This window comes from Commensalibacter sp. Nvir, from assembly GCF_963921845.1.
GTDB lineage: Bacteria > Pseudomonadota > Alphaproteobacteria > Acetobacterales > Acetobacteraceae > Commensalibacter.
Window position 1 is genome coordinate 36,146 of the sequence record NZ_CAWUGZ010000130.1, and the last position, 21,081, is coordinate 57,226.

Below are 21,081 nucleotides of genomic sequence, written 5' to 3' on the forward strand. Positions count from 1 at the left end.
TTTTATTACTAACAACAATGTATGCATAAAACCTTTCCTTACCACATTGGATGAACTTACTTTATTTTAAAGCTTCTTTTAAACACGTTTAAGCACCTTTAACACCATGACCGGCCATCAATGTTGGGTTAATCAATTGATCAAATTGATTTTCCGTTAGCAATCCTGACTGAAGGGCTGCTTGTTTTAAATTTAAATTTTTGTCCCTTCCAAGGCGCGCAATTTCAGCAGCGCCATCGTAACCCACTACAGGAGCCAAAGCCGTAACCAACATCAAGGAGTGATCCACATAATATTGAATTTTCTTTTCATTTAATGTTGTTCCTTCAATTAAAAATTTTCGAAAAGATTTGCTCATATCCGCTAGCAAACGGCAAGCATGTAGAACATTTGTAACCACCATAGGTCGAGTCACGTTAAGTTGAAAATTACCTTGCAGGCCAGCCATAGCCACCGCAACGTCTAAACCGATGACATGCGTGCAAACCATAATCATAGCTTCGCATTGCGTAGGGTTGACTTTTCCAGGCATAATAGAGGATCCTGGCTCGTTATCAGGTAGATGCAATTCACCAAGGCCACAGCAAGGTCCAGAAGCTAGCCAGCGAATATCATTCGCAATTTTTATAAGAACAGTGGCAAGACCTCTGAGTGAAGCCATAATGGAAACCATTGCATCGACGCTCGATAACGCAGCAAATTTGTTGGGTGCCGTAACGAATGGGTACGAGGTCAATTTTGCAATTTTATTTGCAATGGCGTTAGAAAATCCTTTAGGTGCATTTAGGCCAGTGCCAACCGCTGTGCCACCTGCGGCTAACTTAAACAACCCCTTTTCAGCTTTTTTAATGCCACGAATACTGCATTTCAACTGATATGCCCAACCAGACCATTCTTGACCAACCGTTAAAGGTACCGCGTCTTGCAAGTGCGTTCTGCCAATTTTAACAACCTTGGACCACACTTCAGCTTTGCCTTCAATGCAGGCCACCAGTTGATTAAGTTCCGGGAAAAGATGCTTTTCCAACGCTAAGACGGTAGACACATGCATAACGGTAGGAAAACTATCATTGGACGATTGCCCCATATTCACGTGATCATTAGGATGAACTGGAATTTTACTTCCTATTTTCCCTCCAAGCAGCTGAATCGCTCTATTGGCAATCACTTCATTTACATTCATATTGGTTTGTGTGCCAGACCCCGTTTGCCAAACACATAGAGGAAAATTCTCGTCCAACCACCCTTTTTCTACTTCGAGAGAAGCCTGAATAATGGCCTTTGCTTTTGTATTATCTAAACGGCCAGCTTCCTTATTTACGCGTGCAGCAGCATTTTTGATAATACCGTATGTGTGATAAACATTTTTGGGCATTTTATCGTCGGCAATATTGAAATGATAAAGCGAACGTTGCGTTTGCGCGCCCCAGTAACGGTCAGCGGGGACTTTAATTTTACCCAGGCTATCGCTTTCTGTTCGAAAACCTCTTCTGTTAAGTCCGAGTGGAATAGAACCCTTAAAGAGTGAACGATTGACCATAAGCAATCCTTACGCAATGAGAGTTAAACCGCATTCATTATACGAAGAAAACCCTCTCAATCCAACGATTAAGAATAAAAAGCGTAAAGAGGTAAAGAGAATTAGAGAGACGATAAATTTTTAGCGAAGAGGAATTCCATCGCCTAATTCAACATGTGAAACAACAATAGGTTTCGTTGAGGAGGTCAAAAGCGGCATAGGTTGTGACCCTATAAATGAGTGCACTACAGGATTAAATACAGATAAAAAACTGATTGGATAAATACCCATCCATAAGGTAATTAAAGCTAAAGGAACTAAGATGGATAATTCTCTTAAACTAAGATCACGCATTTGAACAACTGCTGGTTTCAATACACGACCAAAAAGAATTTTTCGATAAAAGATCAGGGTATAAATCGCCCCTAAGACCATTGTCGATCCACCCAGTATAGCTATCCAAAATGAAACTTTTAAGGCGCCTATCATGATAAGCAATTCACCAACAAAAGCTCCCGTTCCAGGCAAGCCAATGTTAGCCATGATAAACACCATTGCAAGTAAAGCCAAATTGGGCATTTGCTTGGCTATACCACCAAAATCATCAATTGAGCGCGTTTTAGCCCTGTACGTTATGGCAGCAACGCATAAAAATAAAGCCGCAATAACAATACCATGGGAAATCATCTGCATTAAAGCACCGCTCATACCCTCAGCAGTAAAGGAAAATAGACCAATAGCGATTAATCCCATATGTGAAAACGAGGCATAGGCAATTGTTTTTTTTACGTCATGTTGTGAAAATGCAATAATGGCTCCATAAATAACAGCAACCACACCCAAACTCATAATGAAAATTGAAAATCGATGAGACGCTTGAGGTAGAAGAAAAATACAAAATCTTAACAAACCATAGGCACCTGCCTTAGACATAACTCCAGCCACCAAAAGAGTGGTCGGAGCAGGGCCTTCAACATACGTTCGAGGCAGCCATGCGTGCAAAGGAAACAAAGGTAATTTTACACCAAATGCTACAATAAATCCTAGCAATAGCCAGCCTTGTGCAATCGGCGAAAAATTTTGTTGCATTAAGACAGGAAGATCCGTTGTGCCGGTATACGCCCACATCCACAGAATTCCTATCAGAAGAAAAAGTGAACCGGTGAACGTAAAAAGAAAAAATTGTAACGAAGCAAAAATTCGTTTTGGTCCCCCCCAAATCCCAATCAAAAACGTGCTCGGAATCAGCGTTGTTTCGTAAAAACAATAAAAAACCACCATGTCTAACGCAGAAAATAACCCAACTAATGCCGTTTCGAGTAGTAAAACTGCAATCATATATTCGCGTATGCGATCGGTTATCATCTGCCAAGCCGCTAAAACAGCAATAAGGGTAAGCAACGTCGATAAGATAATGAAAAATAAACTAATACCATCCACACCAACGTGATAGGAAACTCCATAACCCGACAACCAAACACTTTGATAAGCAAATTGATAGCCAAGATGGGAAGGATTGAACCTATTCCAAAGTATCATGGATAGCCCGAAGACAATCACACTTGTCCATAAACCTATCCAACGGGACGCACGTGCAACCTCTTCGTAAGATCCACGCATAAGAAATATAACGAATGCTCCCAACAAGGGTAAATACGTTATCGAGGTGAGTAATACAGAATGCACGGTGTTCTCACTTTTTTAATTGAACAAGCGCTACAATAACAGATTATATACAACGTTCTAAAACAATTGCCCAGAACTGATTTCGAACTACATGAGTAAAGCTTGGGCAAGATTATGGATTAAGATCGCCCGAAAAGTTTCTCAAGATCTTGTTTGGACCATTTTAACCATGTTGGCCTTCCATGAGAACATGTCCCAGCCTTTGGGGTTAGCTCCATTTGTCTTAATAAAGAATTCATTTCTTCCGCTTTTAAGACACGACCTGCTCTCACACTGTGATGACAAGCTATGCGTGCCAATATGGCGTCTAAACGGTTATGCAGCGCGTCAGTTTCGTGGGGGCTTGCTTGTTCATCCACTTCCAATTCCTCAGCCAAATCTTTAAGTAAAAGATAGGCAGAAATTGATCCTAAGACTTGTGGCAGGGCACGGACAATAAGGGATTGACCCCCAAAAAACTCTATTTCTATCCCCAAATCCAACAAGCTTTCTTTAAAAGCTAACAAACGCGAAAGCTGACTTTCTGTAAATTCTAAAACTTCTGGTATTAAAAGCGCTTGAGAAGCTATACCATTTTCTAAATACTGCTTCCTCAAAATTTCGTGAGTTAATCTTTCATGGGCAGCATGCTGATCCACAATAACAAACTCGTTTTTTTCAGTCACGGACAAAATATATGTTTTGAAAATTTGAGCAACCGCTATCCCCAAAGTAAATCCATTTGGTGTTTGTTCAACAGATTTTATATTCATAACAGAGGAACTGCTGAGCGATTGAGCATCCCGAAATGATAGTGATTCGCCTAGATTGGATAATTGTTCTTTGGTTTCGCTATTTGCAACAGAAGATTCGTTGACACCCATAGATTGAAAAGAGGGATATTGTATAGATGCCGATTTATGTTGAAACGAATGAGGGATAACGTGCAGCGATTCTGGATGAACCCCAGCATGACCCGCCCCTATAGCAAGGCTTTTTTGTATACTTGCAATAATTAAAGAACGAACCGCTGCCTCATTAGCAAATCGCAATTCCATTTTAGCCGGATGAACATTCACGTCTATCTTATCCAAAGGAACTGACAAGAAGAGTGTAACCACAGGATGTCTTCCTCGTTCAAGAACATCTCTGTACCCCACCCTTACTGCGTTTTGCATCACAAGATCAATAACAGGGCGTTGATTAACCACAAGGACTTGCCCTGTTGTTGTAGAACGATTGACCGATGATGCCCCAATATAACCAGTTAGACGCAAGTCGTCTCTGACAAAATCTAAGGGAATAAGCTCTTCGCGTCGAACATCGGAAAAGAGTGCTAATATTCGCTCATGTTGCGATTGCATAGGTAAATTAAATATTGTTTTATCGTTCCGAATATAACAAAAAGAAACTTCGGGTCGCGCAACGGCTAATCTTTGTATCACCCCTTCACATCTTGATGTTTCGGCTCTCGAAGTTTTCAAAAATTTTCTTCGTGCAGGCGTTGAATAAAATAAATCTTTTACTGTGACTTCTGTCCCTTTTATTCCTGCAGCAGGCATGGGTTCGCCCACTTTTCCACCATTGACGCATATCTGCCAAGCTTGTGAAGCGCCTTCACATCTGGATATAATGGATAAACGCGCTACGGAACCAATAGAAGGAAGTGCTTCCCCCCGAAACCCTAACGTCGCTATATGAATTAAATCATCCTCTATTATCTTAGAAGTACAATGACGTCCAACTGCTAATTTTAACTCTTCCGGTGACATACCATACCCATCATCGGTTACTTGCACACAATCGATACCCCCATTATCCAAACGAACACAAATTCTACGCGCTCGGGCATCCAAAGCGTTTTCAATCAATTCTTTAACAACAGCAGAAGGCCGTTCAACCACCTCTCCCGCAGCGATGAGGTTAATGGTGTGTTCCGATAACTGACGTATTTTTGTAGGGGTACGGATAGATCTTTCTTGTGTCATAACAGACATCGTTGACTAATTATTTTATGTATTAAAATAAATTACTTTATTTTTTTAATGAGGTTGGCGTTGCACCTTTTTTAGGGTTGTTTCCTAAACTTAAATTGCTGTGTATACGTTCGTTTTCAGCATATCCATCCACAGCCAAATCGGAAGGCTTATTATTTTTCCAAAACATAACTTGATCAACAAAACTGTTGTCAGTTAGCATTTCATCTTGCTGAATGGGCTTTTGAGCAGATTGCGTCACTTGATCAACCAGATTGCTTTGTCCTGTGGATCCGCTGTTCTTTGACGATTCTAGAGCAACATCAGGCGACAATATTTCCAAAGTTTGTTGTCTAATCGATTCCTGTTGAGGATGGGCATTGTTATTGTCAGGGATTAATAAACTATCCGTCGGTGGCATGGACAAAGGCGAACGCGTGGTAACCGTGTATTCATCGGGCATCGAACGTTTTAATCCAATAGCACGCGACACATCATCACCAGAACAAGCGGATAAAAAAAACAATACTCCTAATAGACATCCCACTGGCTTTAAGGAATTTAGGCGTAAACGTTGTTCCATAATTCTGCCTCTTTACTCATAAATTTAATCTTGGAATACAAAGTTATTCTTGTGCGTTTTTATTTTCTTTTAGAAACAAAGCATCAAAAAGAAGAATAGCTACACCGCAAACAATAGCACTATCTGCAACATTGAAAACATACCATGACCACTGACCAATGTGGAAATGAATGAAATCAATCACTGCTCCTAAACGTATACGATCCATTACGTTACCTATTGCCCCACCAATAATCGCGCCTAAAGCTAGGGTAATCCACCATTTTTTTGTTCTTACTAACCAAAGAAATAAAAAAAATACAATACATAAAGCAAGCAAGGTAAAAAGAATAGGCGCAACGTTACCAAGCTGACTGAATAATCCAAACGTAATAGCTTTATTCCAAACCATAGTAAAATTAAGGGTTGGCATAATGGCTATTGTTCCTTTTTCTGGCAACTGGATAATGTTGATTATCCAGTATTTACTAAGTTGATCAAGAAATAAAACGATCAAGGAAATCATTAATCCTATACACGTATGTTTTACTATATAGGATTTCGCCTTAAAAAAATTCATCATCACACTTGGGGCTTAAGCGATTGTGCATGAATAACATCTGCACACCGCACACAAAGTTCGGAATGTTCTGTATCGTGGCCAACTTCCTCCAATACTTTCCAACATCGAACACATTTACGTCCCAAAGCTAAGGAAACTTTTGGAATGGCATGGGCTTTACCAGATTGTATCCCTTCGTTGGAATACATTGAACCCGTTCCAGGGTCAATAATAATATCCACATGCGACACAATTGTAAGCTCTGCCCAATCGTATTGTCCAAAAACAGCTGCCTCTGCTTCTGAGAAAGAAAGCTCTACAGAAGCTTGAAGCGACGACTTAATCAAACCAGATCTCCTAGATTCTTCGATTTCTGTTGTAATAATTCGACGTATAGCCCGCAATTGCGCCCAGCGTTCCGCCAAAGTAGAATTATACCATGATTTTGGTACGAGCGGAAATTCTTGTAAATGAACACTATTTTCCTCACCGAAACGAGCCATCCAAGCTTCTTCAGCCGTAAAACATAAAACTGGTGCCAGCCAAGTACACAAAAAACGATGAAGAATATCTAGTACTGTCCGAACAGACCGTCTTTTCAAACTCTCGGGACCATCACAATATAAAGCATCTTTGCGAATATCGAAATAAAAAGCCGATAAGTCATTCGTACAAAAATAATGTAGTGTTGGATACAACCCAACCCACTCATGGGTTTCTATTGCCTTTTGCACAGCGTGATTTAACTCTGCTAAACGATGCAATACCCATTGCTCAAGTTCTGGCAACTCTTGGTATGGAACTTTTTCTTGTTCCTTAAAACCATTTAATCCCCCAAGTATCCAACGTAACGTATTGCGTAAGCGTCTATACAACTCGCCTTGCTGTTTAAGAATTTCTTTACCAATTCTCAAATCGTCATTGGTGTCTGAATTCATTACCCACAAACGCAAGATATCGGCACCCAGTGAATCATTGACGTCTTGAGGCGCCACCACATTCCCTAAAGACTTCGACATTTTACGGCCTTGCTCATCCATAACAAAACCGTTGGTTACAATTGCCTTATAAGGAGCTATACCCCTCGTTCCAATGCATTCAAGCAAAGAAGATTGAAACCATCCTCGATGTTGATCGGAACCTTCTAAATACAAGTCGGCTGGAAAATTAAGATTGTGTTGCCCTAAAACAAAAGCATGGGTCGATCCACTCTCAAACCAAACATCAACAATATCAAAAATTTGCTCGTACTCTTCGGGATTATACGCCTCACCTAAAAACCGTGAAGCGGGTGAACTATACCATGCGTCCGCTCCTTCAACTTTGAAGGCTTCGACAATGCGGTCCATCACCTGTGCATCTCTTAAGACTTGCTTAGTCGTTTTATGAATAAATACAGCAATCGGTACTCCCCAGGCACGTTGTCTACTGATGCACCAATCTGGACGAGAGGCAACCATGCTGGTTAAGCGATTGCGAACTTGGGCCGGTACGAACACAACAGTTTTTAGAGCTTCCAACGCATGTTTTCGGATAGACCGTTGATCATCCATGGCGATAAACCACTGAGGGGTAGCACGAAAAATAACAGGGGCACGAGAACGCCAGGAATGAGGGTAAGAATGAACAAGCGAAGAGCGTGCCACTAATCCTACAAAGGCTTTACGCTCTGCATGTGCTTGATCTCTGACCAAACTTAACTGCTCGCAAACGGGATCCGCCGCTTTAAAAACATGTATCCCGGCAAATAAAGGCACATGGGATCCGTACCGACCATCGTCTTCGACCAGTTCATCAACCCCTATATGGTGCTCTTGACAAAGATAGAAATCATCTTCACCGTGAGCCGGCGCACAATGAACCAGACCCGTGCCAGCTTCCGTCGTAACAAAATCGCCTGCCAACAAGGGGACATCGTAATCATACCCTTTCCCCCTTAAAGGATGGGAAAGTAATTTACCCTTTAATTCTTCACCCTTTACGGTATGTAAGACATGATGCTTTAAAATACCCACTTGCTGGCAAAAATGTTCAATTAATTCTTTGGCGATCAAAAATTTCGCTGAGCTATAAACATGGGAATCTTCGGAAACCCTATCAACTTCTATTATTTCGTAAGTAATTTTAGGGTTGTATGCAACGGCTTTATTCGCCGGGATGGTCCAAGGCGTCGTTGTCCAAATAACTGCAGAAACCCCTTGTAGATAGTTATCGTTTTCATTTATTCCTGTGATAAAAGGAAACGCAACAAAGATCGTAACCGACGTATGATCATAATATTCGATTTCTGCTTCGGCCAACGCTGTTTTTTCAACAGGGCTCCACATAACGGGACGTAAACCGCGATACAAACTACCATTCAATAAAAACTTGCCAATTTCTCCTACGATAACGGATTCAGAAGTATAATCCATCGTGGCATAACGGTTATCCCATTCGCCTTGTACCCCTAATCGTTGAAATTCAGAAGATTGAGTGGTAAGCCATTCCTGTGCGTACTGTCGACATTCTGCACGAAATTGAAGAATAGGAACATCGTCTTTATTTTTCCCCGACTTACGGTATTTTTCCTCAATTTTCCATTCAATAGGCAGTCCGTGACAATCCCAACCGGGTATATAACGAACGATTTGACCCTGCATACGATGCGCACGATTAACCACATCCTTAATAATTTTATTTAAAGCATGACCGATATGCAAATGTCCATTGGCGTAAGGGGGGCCGTCGTGTAAAGTAAAGACCTTGCCATTTTTTGCTGAACGCTCATCCGATATTCTTTTAATCGATTCATCCAAACCTATTTTTTTCCAATGCTCCAAGATTTCGGGTTCTTTTCTTGGCAAATTCCCCCGCATGGGAAAAGAAGTTGTAGGTAAAAAAACTGTATCACGATACAGATCATTTGATTTGGATTCAGTCATAATGCCATTCTAACGGTAACAATGATAAACAAATGCGTATTTATTTCTCGTACAAAAAATTCAATGCAACGCGAAATAAATACCACAATTATAGCCAGTGAAAATAGATTATTTCTTCACATTCATCGTATCAAGAAAATATTTGCTTTGTTGAGCATCTTTCTCAATTTGCATTTTCAACGCAGCTATAGAGTTATATTTTTTTTCTTCTCGAATAAAATGATGAAAAGTGATTTTTAATAATTTCCCATAAAGATCCGCATCGAAGTCAAAAATATGCACTTCTAAGCTGCACACTGGTTGCACCCCAATAGTAGGCCGATACCCGATATTGGCCACCCCATTATAGATTGTAGCGTTGGGCAACTGAACGGTTACGGCATAAACGCCACATTTAGGTTCCAAATGATTACCAAGCGACAAATTGGCAGTTGGAAAACCAAGTGTCCTACCCCTTTGCTCCCCATGTTGAACTATATTTTCTATTGCCCATGCCCTGCCCAATAAATTTTGAGCTTCATGAGGATGACCCGTTTTTAGTAAATGACGAATACGACTAGAAGAAATTATACCGGACGAATCCGTTAAAGGCTTAACCGCAGAAAAGCCAATTTTCAGTTTCTTTAATTCAAAACCAAGGTAACGAACAGAACCTACTCTATTATTTCCAAAGGCGAATTGCTCTCCGCATACCACGTGTTTTGTATCAAGCTGATTGTGTAAAATCTTATGGATAAAATCATAACCACTTAAAGCCGCAAACTGCGCATCAAATGTATATTGAAAAATATAATCAATGCCTAAATCGGACAAAGCTTTGTTACGTTCATCAGCATTCGTTAAACGAAATTTTTTCTGATCCCTTGAAAAAAACTCTCTAGGATGCGGTTCGAATGTAACAACAGATAGACGCTTACCCTTACTATGTTGCCTTAATTGCTTAATTAAATACGCATGTCCTCGATGGACACCATCAAAATTACCTAATGCAGTAACCGAACCGTAAGCTTCGGGGGGTATGTTTTGCCCGTCCTTTAAAATAATAGTCATAAACGGTAATCGTTCTCAATTCTCAACTTGACGTCGCTCTTAAATTCAAACCGTTACTGAGGATCATTTGAGACAGGTGTTTTTTCTTTGGCTTCGTGAAACGGTTGAGGCTCTTCGTTAAAAGGAACAGAGGTTTCAGAAGGAGGAAGGGGTTTGGGTTGCGATGGGCGCACCGTAGTAGTATCCGATTCATCCTCAGCCATATTTTTTTTAAACGCTTTTATACCTTTAGCAACATCCCCCATTAAAGAGGATACTTTTGATGTACCGAAGAGAAGAAGAATAACAATCAACACAATTAGCCAATGCCAAATGCTCATAGTACCCATAATACCCTCATAACTTAACTTTTTTGATCTATCCCATGATGGATCAATTATCGCCTAAATGCAAAATTTTGATTATCAAAACAAAACGAATGAAATTATAGTCGTTTTAACACATTAGTTCCATACTTTATTTAATACTGCTAAAGTTCCAAGTGCTAGCGTGGAAGAATAAAACCATATGTTGAATATTTTCTTGAACCCATTTTATCTGTCGGTGGCCACCACACTTTCACCAAAGACCAATCGTTTTTAGAAGAGACGTCAAAAATCGGTGCTGCATGGTTGATATGCCTAGGCTGCCAATTTGCATGATCAACAAGAATACGACGTGAGTTTTCTACTTTTTCTACTACAGAAACGTGCCCTAAAGGCAGATGATGAGTTCTTCGAAACACAAGAATAGCACCCGCTTGGGGTCTTTTAGTATGAATATATTTTCCAAAGGATTGATACCACCAACTATAGGCATAACCTCTTAGATTAACCCCTGTAAGTTTTCTTGCATAAGGCGCACATTCTATCGAACTGCGTTCGTTGTTACTGCTACACGCTGAAAAAAAAAGAAATAAAATTAAACTATAAAAAATACAATGGATTGACCCGCATTGCTTACGTTTTTTAAACAGAGGCCTGCAATTCATTCATCTTCTCCTCTGCTTCCCCAAGATCCATACCCATTACTTGTTTTACTATCTCAAAGGAAAACCCTCCCCTGGACATTACATGCCAGGCTTTATGACTATTTTCCGCCATTAATGCTGTGTCGTCACGACGAAATGGACCTATTCTCCGTTTTTTAGCAAAGACTAAAGCTGCCCATAATTCTGTATCCTTTTCTCGAAAGGATAAAGTTACCTCCTCAATAATAGAAGAAGGGACACCCCTTTGAGCTAATTTTCCTTTAATTTTCTGGATAGAGTTACCAGATCGCGTTAAAGTACGCACCCTATTCATCGCAAATTGAGCATCATCAATAGCACCAACACTCTTCATCGAAAAAACAATTTGAGAAATTAAAAACGGTACTCGAGCAAGATAATCTTCAATTTCTTTATCGCTTAGACCTTCTTTTTTTACAACAAACACCCAGCGTTTCACTTTGTTATTCAAAATTCGAATTAAGTGATTTTCAGTACTACTATATTTTGCAAGATAATTAAGTGCGTATTCTTTTAGATCTGGAAAACGAGTAAAAGACATTATCTTACCTATCTTAAGTTTTCTAAAGCATTAAATGATGTTTTTGACTTTAATGAGGTTATACACTAGCCTAACAGGAAAAAATTGACTTTCACAAGACAATAGATAAATATAACTGTTTTTTCTACCCACCATATCTAATAATGAAAAGTTGCCATGATTCCCGTATTGATGCCTACGTATAACCGGACTGATCTCGCTTTTAAGCAAGGCAATGGTGTTTGGCTTTATACAGAAGACCATCGACGATTTTTAGATTTTGGTGCTGGAATTGCAACCTCTTCTTTGGGTCACAATCACCCCCATTTAACGTCTGTGATCGCCCAACAAGCCCAGGCCGTTATACATACCTCCAATATCTACCGTATTCCACAAGCAGAAAAATTAGCCAAACGATTGACCGATATCAGTTTCGCGGACAGTGTTTTCTTTTGTAATTCTGGTGCAGAGGCAAATGAAGGTTTAATAAAATTAATACGTCGTACGCAATTTAAAAATGGACACCCCGAACGTACAGATATTATATGCTTCGACCATGCGTTCCATGGTCGTACATTAACAACATTAACCGCGACCAATAATCCTAAATATCTTGAAGGGTTTGGCCCAAAAGTACCTGGCATCAAGCACGTCCCCGTCGGCGATATTGAACAATTAACGCAAGCGATTGACAGCCATACTGCAGGTTTTCTTATAGAACCTATACAAGGCGAGAGTGGTGTCAACGTTATCCCCAATGAATTTTTAAAAACGCTTCGGAAAATTTGCGAAGAAAAAGAATTGTATCTAGGATTTGATGAAATTCAATGTGGCATGGGCCGAACCGGTAAGATGTTTGCTTATCAATGGACCGATGTCGAACCCGATGTCATGTCCTTAGCAAAAGGAATAGCAGGTGGAGTTCCCATGGGAGCTTTTTTAGCTAGGGAATCTATGGCTAAACATTTAACCGCAGGAACGCATGGCTCTACCTTTGGAGGGAATGCTTTGGCGTGCGCAGCAGCCAATGCGGTCCTGGACGTAATGCTGGAACCTCCATTTCTTGAAAATGTCATTGAAGTCGGGAATTTTTTAAACACGGAGCTTCAACAATTATTGTATAAATTTCCTAATCTTTTTGAAGAGGTACGTGGTAGAGGATTAATTATCGGTTTAAAGTGCAAAATACCCCCTGTTGAACTGCAAAAAGCTGCGTTGCAACAAAATCTTTTAACCGTCTCAGCTGGAAACTATGTTCTTCGTATTGTCCCCCCCTTGATTATCACTAAAGAGGAATGCCAAGAAGGGATCAATCGTTTATCCAAAGCGGCCGAGCAACTCCTCAACACCATGGAGTTAACACAATGAGTGCTCTGCCTAATTTTGCAAACCAAAGCTCTCAACTGAACAGTTTAAAGCATTTTCTTGATCTTAAAGATTTAAGTCATAGTACACTGCGGGGAATACTCACGCTTGCCAAACAAATGAAGGCGATGCAAAAAAATCGTAAGTATCCACTGCATCCTGCCAAACCTCTGGAAGGTAAAACAGTAGCCTTAATTTTTTCAAAACCTTCAACGCGTACTAGGGTATCTTTTGAAGTTGGCACCTTCCAATTAGGGGGAAATCCCATTGTTCTGTCTACAGATTCAATGCAAATCGGTCGTGGGGAAACAATTGCGGATACGGCACGTGTTTTGTCGCGGTTCGTGGATGGTATGGTTTTACGTACAGGGTGCACCGAAGATCTTTTGGAATTAGCAAAATTTGCTTCAGTCCCTGTGATTAACGGCCTAACCCCTGCATCGCATCCCTGCCAAGTGCTTGCAGACGTCATGACCTTTGAAGAACATAAAGGCCCCATCAAAAATTGTACCATTGCCTGGCTAGGAGACGGAAACAATGTTGCCAATTCATTTATAGAAGCCGCGGCTCAGTTCGAATTTAGAATTAATTTGGCTACACCTCCGGATTTTATGCCTTCCAAAACTGTTTTAGAGTGGGCAAAGAAAAAAGGGGCAAATATTCATTTAACAACCAGCCCTTATGAGGCCGTTAAAAATGCAGATGCTGTGTTAACGGATACCTGGATCAGTATGTCCGATAGCAAAGACGGTAAACAAGCAAGATTAAAAAATTTTTCCCCTTATCAGGTTAACGAAGACTTGATGAAATTAGCAAAACCCAATGCACTTTTTATGCATTGCTTGCCTGCACATACAGGCGAAGAGGTTACCCAAGCCGTGTTTGAAGGACCCCAGTCGGTTGTCTTTGATGAGGCAGAAAATAGGCTTCATGCTCAAAAAGCTATTTTAATGTGGTCATTGTTGTCTGACGATTGGCAAACTTACGGAAATCCTTAAGCGCTATTTTTTAATCTTTCAGTCATTCTTTTCATATATTCCAAAACTGAAGGAGTAACGCTATGAACGAGCATTCTTTGTCCCCAGACAGACCTGATGTACCGAATCTTGTAGTAGCTTCGGGAATTACCCCTTTTTATTTTTCTTCAACCCGGGGGCGACTGGTAACCCTTGGTCCTCTGGCTAATGTATTAATACAACGCCATAATTATCCCTACTCTATTTCCATTTTAGGAGGCGAAGCATTAGCCCTAGTAGCAGCCTTAGCGTCTGCGTTGAAATTTCAAGGATCGTTTTCTTTACAAATAAAAGGAGAAGGTGCTTTATCTCTACTCGTTGCAGATTGTACTGAAAAAGGTGAATTACGGTTTTACGCTCGCTTTGACGAAGAAAAACTTTCATCCTTGCCTCACCATGCCACGGCTTTGCAATTATTACAAAAAGGCCTTTTTGCTTTAACCGTCGACCAAAAAAATGATAAAAAAACTTACCAAGGTATGGTGGAAATAAAAGGTAATTCTCTTTCCGAAATGGCAACGCATTATTTTGAAACCAGTGAACAATACCCTTGCTGGATACGATTGGTTTGCCAATATCATGACCACGAATGGCGTGCAAGCGCTCTGATCTTAGAAAAAATTGCTGTTGATGCGACCCCTTCTCCCTTACCTGAAAAAGACAAAGAAGAGGAATGGAACACCGCACTCATCCTAGCTCAAACAGTTACTGAAAAAGAATTACTTGAAAAAAAATTAAACAGCCAAGAACTCATTCTTCATCTATTTGGCAGTATGTCCCCCAAAATTGCAAAAGCACGGCCTGTTTCTTACGGGTGTCGCTGTTCTCGCTCTCGTTTAATGACGGTCTTACAATCCTTTAGCGAAGCGGATTTGAATAGTATGAGTGTTAAAGGGAATATTACCGTAACCTGCGAATTTTGCCATTATGATTTTGTGTTTAATAGAAAAGACCCTCATGCATAAAAAGTTTTTTTGTACTATATTTGGATTATACTTCGATAAGAGTAGTATTCTTAAATAAATTGGTGTTCAGCAAAGGGAAATAAGATGCATATTCATTCCAAACGAATTTCGTCTCGGTTAAAACTTTACGCATCGGCTTTTGTAATCGTTTGTCCTCTTGTGACCTTAACCGCTTGCTCTCATCAGCAAGAAGTGCACTTTGCACCTTTGACGTATGAGTATCTCACCCCTATCTTTTTCAACGTTGCCCAAATCTCTATTCAAAATTTTTCTGACAGTGTACATTATCCTAGAGAAGTAACTCACTTAAGCCCTGTCTTGCCTGCGTCTGCATTGGTATCTATGGCAAATACCCGTTTTAAAGCAAAAGGCTCATCAAATTTTGCAATATTCACCATTAACCGCGCTTCTCTACAAGAAGTAGGTAAAAATAGCCTTTACGGACAAATGGATGTAACGTTTGATATTTATAATTCTACCAATCAAAAAATTGCTTCAGTACAAGCGTCGGTAAACCACACCTACGATATTGATCCATCTAAAGGAAAAGCCGATAGCAGACAAAATTTGTATGAAACGACTCGACAGTTAATGCAAGATATGAACGTTGAGCTTGAATACCAAATACGCCAACATTTGGAAAATTGGCTTGTTGATGCCAGTGGGGCTCCCCTCATTGGAGCAATTAAAACTGAAAATTTAAACACACCCTCCCTTACACCAGACACCCTTCAAGACACCACCGTCAACGTGCCCAAAACACCTCCCTTGTCAAACGATGATCTAAGTGCAGTATTTCCTGCTGGCATTCCTAGCAACATTACCCCCTCCTCGTCTCAAACCCACAAGGACACCCGCGCATCGTCCTCTCAGAGCTCAAAACAAAGCAAATACCCCGTAGGTACGCTAGGGACTTTACCTCAATCTGCGTTGCCCAATGGTTATTAAATTTTATGTTAATAGGATAAATCGTATTTCTATTTAAATCCTAAATAAAGTATTGTTTATTTGCATTAATTTTTGCTGTTTTTTTTTGTGGCTAGCAAAGTCACGCACAGCAAATCATTGTCCTGTTTTGACAACTCAGAATGGCTTATATATTTTATACATTCTAAACAAAACATTTTAATAAATACGAAAATTATCGGCGAAACAAACATATTATCAACATAATATTGTAACAGAAGCTGACATCAAAAAATATTTCCGATCCTGTTACAAAATTTTTGACTGTATATTAAATTAAAAAGAATTTTTATCCTTTATGTTACCGTATGCAATGTTAAGATTTACTTTTTTGAAGGGGTAGCAAGATATTTTTTAATCAATTCAGGGGTTAAGATCTGTGGCAACACGACCGGATTGCCATTGGATGGATAGTATACATAAAATGGAACCCCTTCACGACCATGTTCTTTTAAAAAAGCACCTATATTTTCATCATAACTCGTCCAATCACCAACCATGTACGTAATGTGCTTGTCAGCAAACAGTTGGGTAACCCGTGATGAAGATAAAGCAATTTTATCGTTCATTAAACACGTCAAACACCATGTTGCCGTCAAATTGACAAATACAGGCTGATGATGGCTAAGCAATTGATTTAATTTTTCCTTTGAAAACGCTATTTTATTTTCGGCAGTTTGTATGTTTGAGGATGAAGGGTGTCGATCAAAACTGAGGTAAACGGTAAAAATCAGCATAACACCAATAAATAAGGCGAAAAGAGCCGCTGTAATCCTAAATGCGGGATAGAGCCCTTTCATTTTTAATGCTTGAATTATACCAAGAAGCCAACAAACAAAGGCCCATCCTATAAAACCACACCATAAAAGCAAAAGAGCAACAGGGTTATTATGCTGATAAACAACCCAGGAAAGCCATACGCAGCTTAGGAATAACGGAAATGCTAAAAATTGCTTCAAAAGCACCATCCACATTCCTGGACGAGGTAAAAACCGAGTTAATGGAGGGTTGCACGCTATGACAACATAGGGCAAAGCCAATCCAAGTCCCAATGCCATAAAGATTATTATACTTGCCCATAATGAGGAATTCAAAGCCCCTGCAATCGCGATTCCCATGAAGGGCGCCGTGCAAGGAGAGGCCACCACCACGGCTAATAGTCCGGAAAAAAAATCACTTATATACGTTGATGCAGAGGAATGAGTTGTATCCAACTGATAGGTAATTTGAACGTCAAAAACACCCATAAAATTCAAAGCAATAACGAACAACAGCCAAGCAGTCATTAATAAAAACGGCAACGATTGAAATTGAAATCCCCATCCCAATTGACTACCGAACGAGCGTATCAACACAAAACCGCACGCCATAATAAAAAAGCTAACTAAGATACCCAACGTATACGAAATACTGCTTTTAAAACGATTAGAAAATGGAGAGCGTTGCAATCGACTTAAAGACAAAAGTTTCATAGCAATAATAGGAAAGACACAGGGCATGAGATTAAGAATCATACCTGCTAGAAAAGCGCTTGCAACCAAAAGTAATAAACTGTTTTGTCCAGCTGCATCAGGCAATTTAGAGACATGCGCTTGGATTGCAAAGACGGAAACTTTTTTTTGCTTATGTTGCAAAAAAAGAAGCCCAGCTAACGATTCCCCTTTAGAAAAGGTTTTTGTCAATTTTAATTGCAGGGTTAAAAGATTTTTTTGTATAGAACTAGGTTGATTAGCAGCCTGATCTATTACCCCAGGGGTTTCAGGAATAAACCAAGCTTTATTAATATCCTTAATGTCTAATGGAGTTCGTTGTAACCACAACATTCCTGTTGGGGTGATATAAACTGGCCACGTAGGATGATGAGGTCTGTTCGCAAGGGCCTGTAAAATGGAATCCCTCTGGCTGGAAGCACTAAATTTTCCTTTTGGAAGGGATAAAGTAAACATTCCTTCCTGAGGAATACAAATATCATCGCAGACTAACCATTTTGCCCTTATGTTAATATCAAGTTTTGGTGATATATTCTGTAATCGAACCTTGACATAAAACGGTAAAATAACATCATTTTCATAAATATAAGACATTACTCCGTTTTCAAGTTTTTGCTGAGGTATAGGCCATTCGATAGGAGTTTTTTGAATAATATCCTCACCTTTTATTTGGACGTATAATTGGGCTGGTTCACCCGCATCCCCTGGATTTTTCCAATAGGTATGCCAGTTAGGCTGCAAATTAATCCTGAGCGCCAGCAACAATTGCCCACTACCATCGTACGTATCGCTAGCCGTAATAATACTTACCCCATCGTGGGCAGAATAGATTGTATTAGATTCTTTAGCATAGGCATTCTTTGGTAAAATGTACCCACTAACAAAGATCAGACCCACCAATAATGCTGTTGAAAGATACTTAAATTGCTGACCGCATAGAAAAATATTTCTAATTATAAAAGCCTTTAACCTGTATACCATTGTTTTACACACTCTTTAAAATGAACGCTTAGAATACATGGCTAATAACAACCTCAACACTTATTTACCTATTCAACGTATTATTCCCGATTGCCTTAAACATTTGAAAAAACAAAATAATATAATTATTGTTGCTCCACCCGGTACGGGTAAAACAAGCATCATCCCGCTTAGTTTACTCAATACCTCTTGGCGAAAAAACAGAAAAATTATTTTATTAGAGCCAAGACGTATTGCTACCCGTGCTGCAGCCTATCGTATGTCAAATTTACACCATGAAGCGGTCGGGAAATCTATCGGGTATCGAACGCGTTTTGATAAAAAAATCTGTGCATCGACAATCATAGAAGTGGTCACACACGGTTTATTTCTAAGACAGCTTATAAACGATCCTTTTTTAGAGGACGTAGCCGTAATTATTTTTGATGAAGTACATGAACGTTCCCTTAATGGTGATCTTTGTTTAACTCTATGTCGTAGCTTACAAACGCATTTAAGAGCCGATCTAAAACTTATTGCCATGTCTGCGACACCCGCATTAGATCCTTTACAAAAAATTCTAGCATGTGACGTCTTGACGTGCCACGAAACACTTCATCCCATTAACACGTACTTTAGTAGCTATGATTTGAAAAATGTTCACGAAATACCCAATGCAACAAGCCAAAAAATTTCGGAAGCCTTTATAAAAAAAGAAGGAAACCTCCTTGCTTTTCTACCCGGCGTTAGAGAAATTCAACAGACAATGCGTTTGCTCTCTCTTGACCAAGCAGAAATTATACCCCTTTATGGCGATCTTCCCACCTCAGCACAAGATATTGCATTAAGGAACATGGAAACTGACTCGCCCAGACGTGTTATTTTAGCGACCTCTATTGCTGAAACGTCTCTTACTGTACCAGGAGTACGAATTGTAATAGACAGTGGGTTCCATCGAACGCCTTTTCTAAACCCGAGTACAGGATTAAAACATTTACAAACAAAACGAATTTCGAAGGCGACGGCAAATCAACGTGCTGGACGTGCTGGACGTGAGGGAAAAGGAAACGTTTATAAACTATGGACCAAAGCAATGGATCATAGCCTTGTCCCTGAACCCACTCCTGAAATATTAAGCTCAGAATTAAGCGAGTTTATAAATCTTTGCTATACATGGACGAATAATTTAGGCATAAAATTTGAGGAGTTAATTTTTCCTGACTCGCCGTTAAAGGGCGTCATTGCATCAGCCAAATCCCTTTTAAAAATCCTTGGCGCACTTGACGACAAGGAAACAATCACCCCTTTTGGAAAAAAAATAGCTTATTTTGGTTCTCATCCACGTCTAGCGGCCATGATGCTGAGTGCATGTTCACCGCAAGAAAAACAAATGGCTGCTTCGATAGCAGCTATCCTTGAAGAACCTGATCCTTTAGAAAAGGAGGATCATTATAGCGACATAAAAGCAAGAATAGAGTGGTTATTTTCCCAATGTAAAAATCCTAGCCAACGTTCATCTTGGTTAACATTACAAACAATTTACAAAACCTATTGTCATAAAATGAACGTATCCCCTGTATCCAATCGATCGTTACAAAATGTGGATTTGGCCTATCTTATTTGCTCTGCCTTTCCGGATCGCCTAGCGCAACAACAAGTTAAGCCAGGATTTTACCGTTTGTCCGGAGGAGGGGCGGCAAGATTATCCCTTCAAGATCCTTTTACAAGTGAGAATTTACTGGCGGTTGCGAGTATATACATTCATCGTCATGCCCAAATCAAACTTGCTTATCCTATTCATGCACATACCTTAACGCGATTACTAAAAGAAAAAGCTACAACAACCACTGAATTAACCTTAGATGGAACAAAAGGAAGGGTGATAAAACATAGCACGCAGTCCATTGATCATCTTATTTTAAAAGATACAAATGAAATTGCATGTCCTGAAGAAGCATATCCTATTTTAACACGCACGGTTCAAACTCATCCAGATCACACTTTACATTGGAATGAGGACTCAAAACAATTGTTAGCACGGTGTCAAATTGCCTATAAAGACCTTAAGGAAACCGAATTTTTGATTGGCCAAAAAAGGGCTCTTATTAATACAATTGAACGTTGGTTATTCCCTTGGATGGTGGGAATAACAGCTGTTGAAGAAATCAAAAAACTTGATTTAAAAAAAATATTAGAAAGTTATTTTGGATATGATCTTTGTCGAAAACTTGATAGTTTATTACCAACACTAATCAAACTGCAACATAAAGAATTTAAAATTGATTATCTACAACCCCGCCCTACAATTTCTGCTCAGGCCAAATATTTTTATGGTATAAACAAAACGCTAGCTATCGCCAACGGTCGATTAAAATTACAATGCAATTTGCTATCGCCTGCTCATCGAACACAAGCAATTACTGATGATTTATCACGGTTTTGGAAGGATGGATGGAAAGATATGAGAAAAGATATGAAAGGCCGCTATCCCAAACATAATTGGCCAGAAGACCCCTCTTAATTCAATCATTCACTTTCACAATTAGCGTTAAT

The 21,081-nt window shown here is 39.7% G+C and carries 16 protein-coding genes; 5 read left to right on the top strand and 11 right to left on the bottom strand.

The window, feature by feature from the left end; all coding sequences use genetic code 11:
• Positions 1-88: 88 nt before the first annotated feature.
• From fumC to AABE15_RS08285, 10 genes are all read right to left on the bottom strand, one after another.
• The gene (gene fumC / locus AABE15_RS08240) at positions 89-1,540 is read right to left on the bottom strand and encodes a class II fumarate hydratase (RefSeq protein WP_338330813.1); all 1,452 of its coding nucleotides are present in this window, start codon (positions 1,538-1,540) and stop codon (positions 89-91) included.
• A gap of 120 nt (positions 1,541-1,660) precedes the next feature.
• A complete protein-coding gene (locus tag AABE15_RS08245; RefSeq protein WP_338330814.1) occupies positions 1,661-3,205 on the bottom strand; it encodes an NADH-quinone oxidoreductase subunit M in 1,545 nt (514 codons plus the stop codon).
• Between the two features lie 119 nt (positions 3,206-3,324).
• Complete coding sequence (mutL, locus tag AABE15_RS08250) at positions 3,325-5,172, bottom strand: DNA mismatch repair endonuclease MutL (RefSeq protein ID WP_338330815.1); 1,848 nt, start codon at positions 5,170-5,172, stop codon at positions 3,325-3,327.
• Between the two features lie 46 nt (positions 5,173-5,218).
• Positions 5,219-5,743, bottom strand: a complete 525-nt coding sequence (locus AABE15_RS08255) for a DUF3035 domain-containing protein (protein ID WP_338330816.1) — start codon at positions 5,741-5,743, stop codon at positions 5,219-5,221.
• Between the two features lie 43 nt (positions 5,744-5,786).
• Positions 5,787-6,305 (bottom strand): signal peptidase II, encoded by a 519-nt coding sequence (lspA, locus tag AABE15_RS08260; RefSeq protein WP_338330817.1) that lies wholly within the window; start codon positions 6,303-6,305, stop codon positions 5,787-5,789.
• The gene (ileS, locus tag AABE15_RS08265; protein WP_338330818.1) at positions 6,305-9,208 is read right to left on the bottom strand and encodes an isoleucine--tRNA ligase; all 2,904 of its coding nucleotides are present in this window, start codon (positions 9,206-9,208) and stop codon (positions 6,305-6,307) included. Before ileS ends, lspA begins: the two co-directional genes overlap by 1 nt.
• Positions 9,209-9,316: 108 nt before the next feature.
• Positions 9,317-10,258, bottom strand: coding sequence for a bifunctional riboflavin kinase/FAD synthetase (locus AABE15_RS08270; RefSeq protein WP_338330819.1), 942 nt, complete (start codon positions 10,256-10,258; stop codon positions 9,317-9,319).
• A gap of 53 nt (positions 10,259-10,311) precedes the next feature.
• Complete coding sequence (locus tag AABE15_RS08275; RefSeq protein ID WP_338330820.1) at positions 10,312-10,587, bottom strand: twin-arginine translocase TatA/TatE family subunit; 276 nt, start codon at positions 10,585-10,587, stop codon at positions 10,312-10,314.
• A gap of 155 nt (positions 10,588-10,742) precedes the next feature.
• A complete protein-coding gene (locus AABE15_RS08280) occupies positions 10,743-11,228 on the bottom strand; it encodes a CHAP domain-containing protein (RefSeq protein WP_338330821.1) in 486 nt (161 codons plus the stop codon).
• Positions 11,206-11,787 carry a RecX family transcriptional regulator gene (locus AABE15_RS08285; protein ID WP_338330822.1) on the bottom strand — a complete coding sequence of 194 codons (582 nt, stop codon included), beginning with the start codon at positions 11,785-11,787 and terminating at the stop codon, positions 11,206-11,208. Before AABE15_RS08285 ends, AABE15_RS08280 begins: the two co-directional genes overlap by 23 nt.
• Before the next feature lie 156 nt (positions 11,788-11,943).
• Here AABE15_RS08285 and AABE15_RS08290 point away from each other — a divergent pair, with 156 nt between their 5' ends.
• The 4 genes from AABE15_RS08290 to AABE15_RS08305 all read left to right on the top strand — a co-directional run bounded on the left by AABE15_RS08290 (position 11,944) and on the right by AABE15_RS08305 (position 16,060).
• Positions 11,944-13,134: an aspartate aminotransferase family protein gene (locus AABE15_RS08290; RefSeq protein ID WP_338330823.1), complete on the top strand. Its 1,191-nt coding sequence runs from the start codon at positions 11,944-11,946 to the stop codon at positions 13,132-13,134.
• A complete protein-coding gene (gene argF / locus AABE15_RS08295; RefSeq protein WP_338330824.1) occupies positions 13,131-14,129 on the top strand; it encodes an ornithine carbamoyltransferase in 999 nt (332 codons plus the stop codon). The genes AABE15_RS08290 and argF overlap by 4 nt, the downstream gene beginning before the upstream one ends.
• 62 nt (positions 14,130-14,191) lie before the next feature.
• On the top strand, positions 14,192-15,112 hold the full coding sequence (locus tag AABE15_RS08300; RefSeq protein ID WP_338330825.1) for an Hsp33 family molecular chaperone HslO: 921 nt from the start codon (positions 14,192-14,194) through the stop codon (positions 15,110-15,112).
• An 84-nt stretch (positions 15,113-15,196) separates the two neighbouring features.
• Entirely contained in the window at positions 15,197-16,060 is an 864-nt protein-coding gene (locus AABE15_RS08305; protein WP_338330826.1) for a hypothetical protein, read from the top strand.
• 341 nt (positions 16,061-16,401) lie between these two features.
• Here AABE15_RS08305 and AABE15_RS08310 read toward each other — a convergent pair whose 3' ends face one another.
• Positions 16,402-18,549, bottom strand: coding sequence for a protein-disulfide reductase DsbD domain-containing protein (locus AABE15_RS08310; RefSeq protein ID WP_338330827.1), 2,148 nt, complete (start codon positions 18,547-18,549; stop codon positions 16,402-16,404).
• A 37-nt stretch (positions 18,550-18,586) separates the two neighbouring features.
• Between AABE15_RS08310 and hrpB the strand changes: the two genes are divergently transcribed.
• Positions 18,587-21,049 carry an ATP-dependent helicase HrpB gene (gene hrpB / locus AABE15_RS08315; protein WP_338330828.1) on the top strand — a complete coding sequence of 821 codons (2,463 nt, stop codon included), beginning with the start codon at positions 18,587-18,589 and terminating at the stop codon, positions 21,047-21,049.
• Positions 21,050-21,081 lie beyond the last annotated feature (32 nt).

Bases quoted from the DNA above. Each gene is read 5' to 3' on its own strand.
- AABE15_RS08290 (WP_338330823.1), top strand. From the start codon at position 11,944: ATGATTCCCGTATTGATGCCTACGTATAACCGGACTGATCTCGCTTTT.
- lspA (WP_338330817.1), bottom strand. From the start codon at position 6,305: ATGATGAATTTTTTTAAGGCGAAATCCTATATAGTAAAACATACGTGT.
- argF (WP_338330824.1), top strand. From the start codon at position 13,131: ATGAGTGCTCTGCCTAATTTTGCAAACCAAAGCTCTCAACTGAACAGT.
- ileS (WP_338330818.1), bottom strand. From the start codon at position 9,208: ATGACTGAATCCAAATCAAATGATCTGTATCGTGATACAGTTTTTTTA.
- AABE15_RS08300 (WP_338330825.1), top strand. From the start codon at position 14,192: ATGAACGAGCATTCTTTGTCCCCAGACAGACCTGATGTACCGAATCTT.
- AABE15_RS08305 (WP_338330826.1), top strand. From the start codon at position 15,197: ATGCATATTCATTCCAAACGAATTTCGTCTCGGTTAAAACTTTACGCA.
- mutL (WP_338330815.1), bottom strand. From the start codon at position 5,172: ATGACACAAGAAAGATCTATCCGTACCCCTACAAAAATACGTCAGTTA.
- fumC (WP_338330813.1), bottom strand. From the start codon at position 1,540: ATGGTCAATCGTTCACTCTTTAAGGGTTCTATTCCACTCGGACTTAAC.
- AABE15_RS08255 (WP_338330816.1), bottom strand. From the start codon at position 5,743: ATGGAACAACGTTTACGCCTAAATTCCTTAAAGCCAGTGGGATGTCTA.
- AABE15_RS08310 (WP_338330827.1), bottom strand. From the start codon at position 18,549: ATGGTATACAGGTTAAAGGCTTTTATAATTAGAAATATTTTTCTATGC.
- AABE15_RS08280 (WP_338330821.1), bottom strand. From the start codon at position 11,228: ATGAATTGCAGGCCTCTGTTTAAAAAACGTAAGCAATGCGGGTCAATC.
- AABE15_RS08275 (WP_338330820.1), bottom strand. From the start codon at position 10,587: ATGGGTACTATGAGCATTTGGCATTGGCTAATTGTGTTGATTGTTATT.
- hrpB (WP_338330828.1), top strand. From the start codon at position 18,587: ATGGCTAATAACAACCTCAACACTTATTTACCTATTCAACGTATTATT.
- AABE15_RS08285 (WP_338330822.1), bottom strand. From the start codon at position 11,787: ATGTCTTTTACTCGTTTTCCAGATCTAAAAGAATACGCACTTAATTAT.
- AABE15_RS08270 (WP_338330819.1), bottom strand. From the start codon at position 10,258: ATGACTATTATTTTAAAGGACGGGCAAAACATACCCCCCGAAGCTTAC.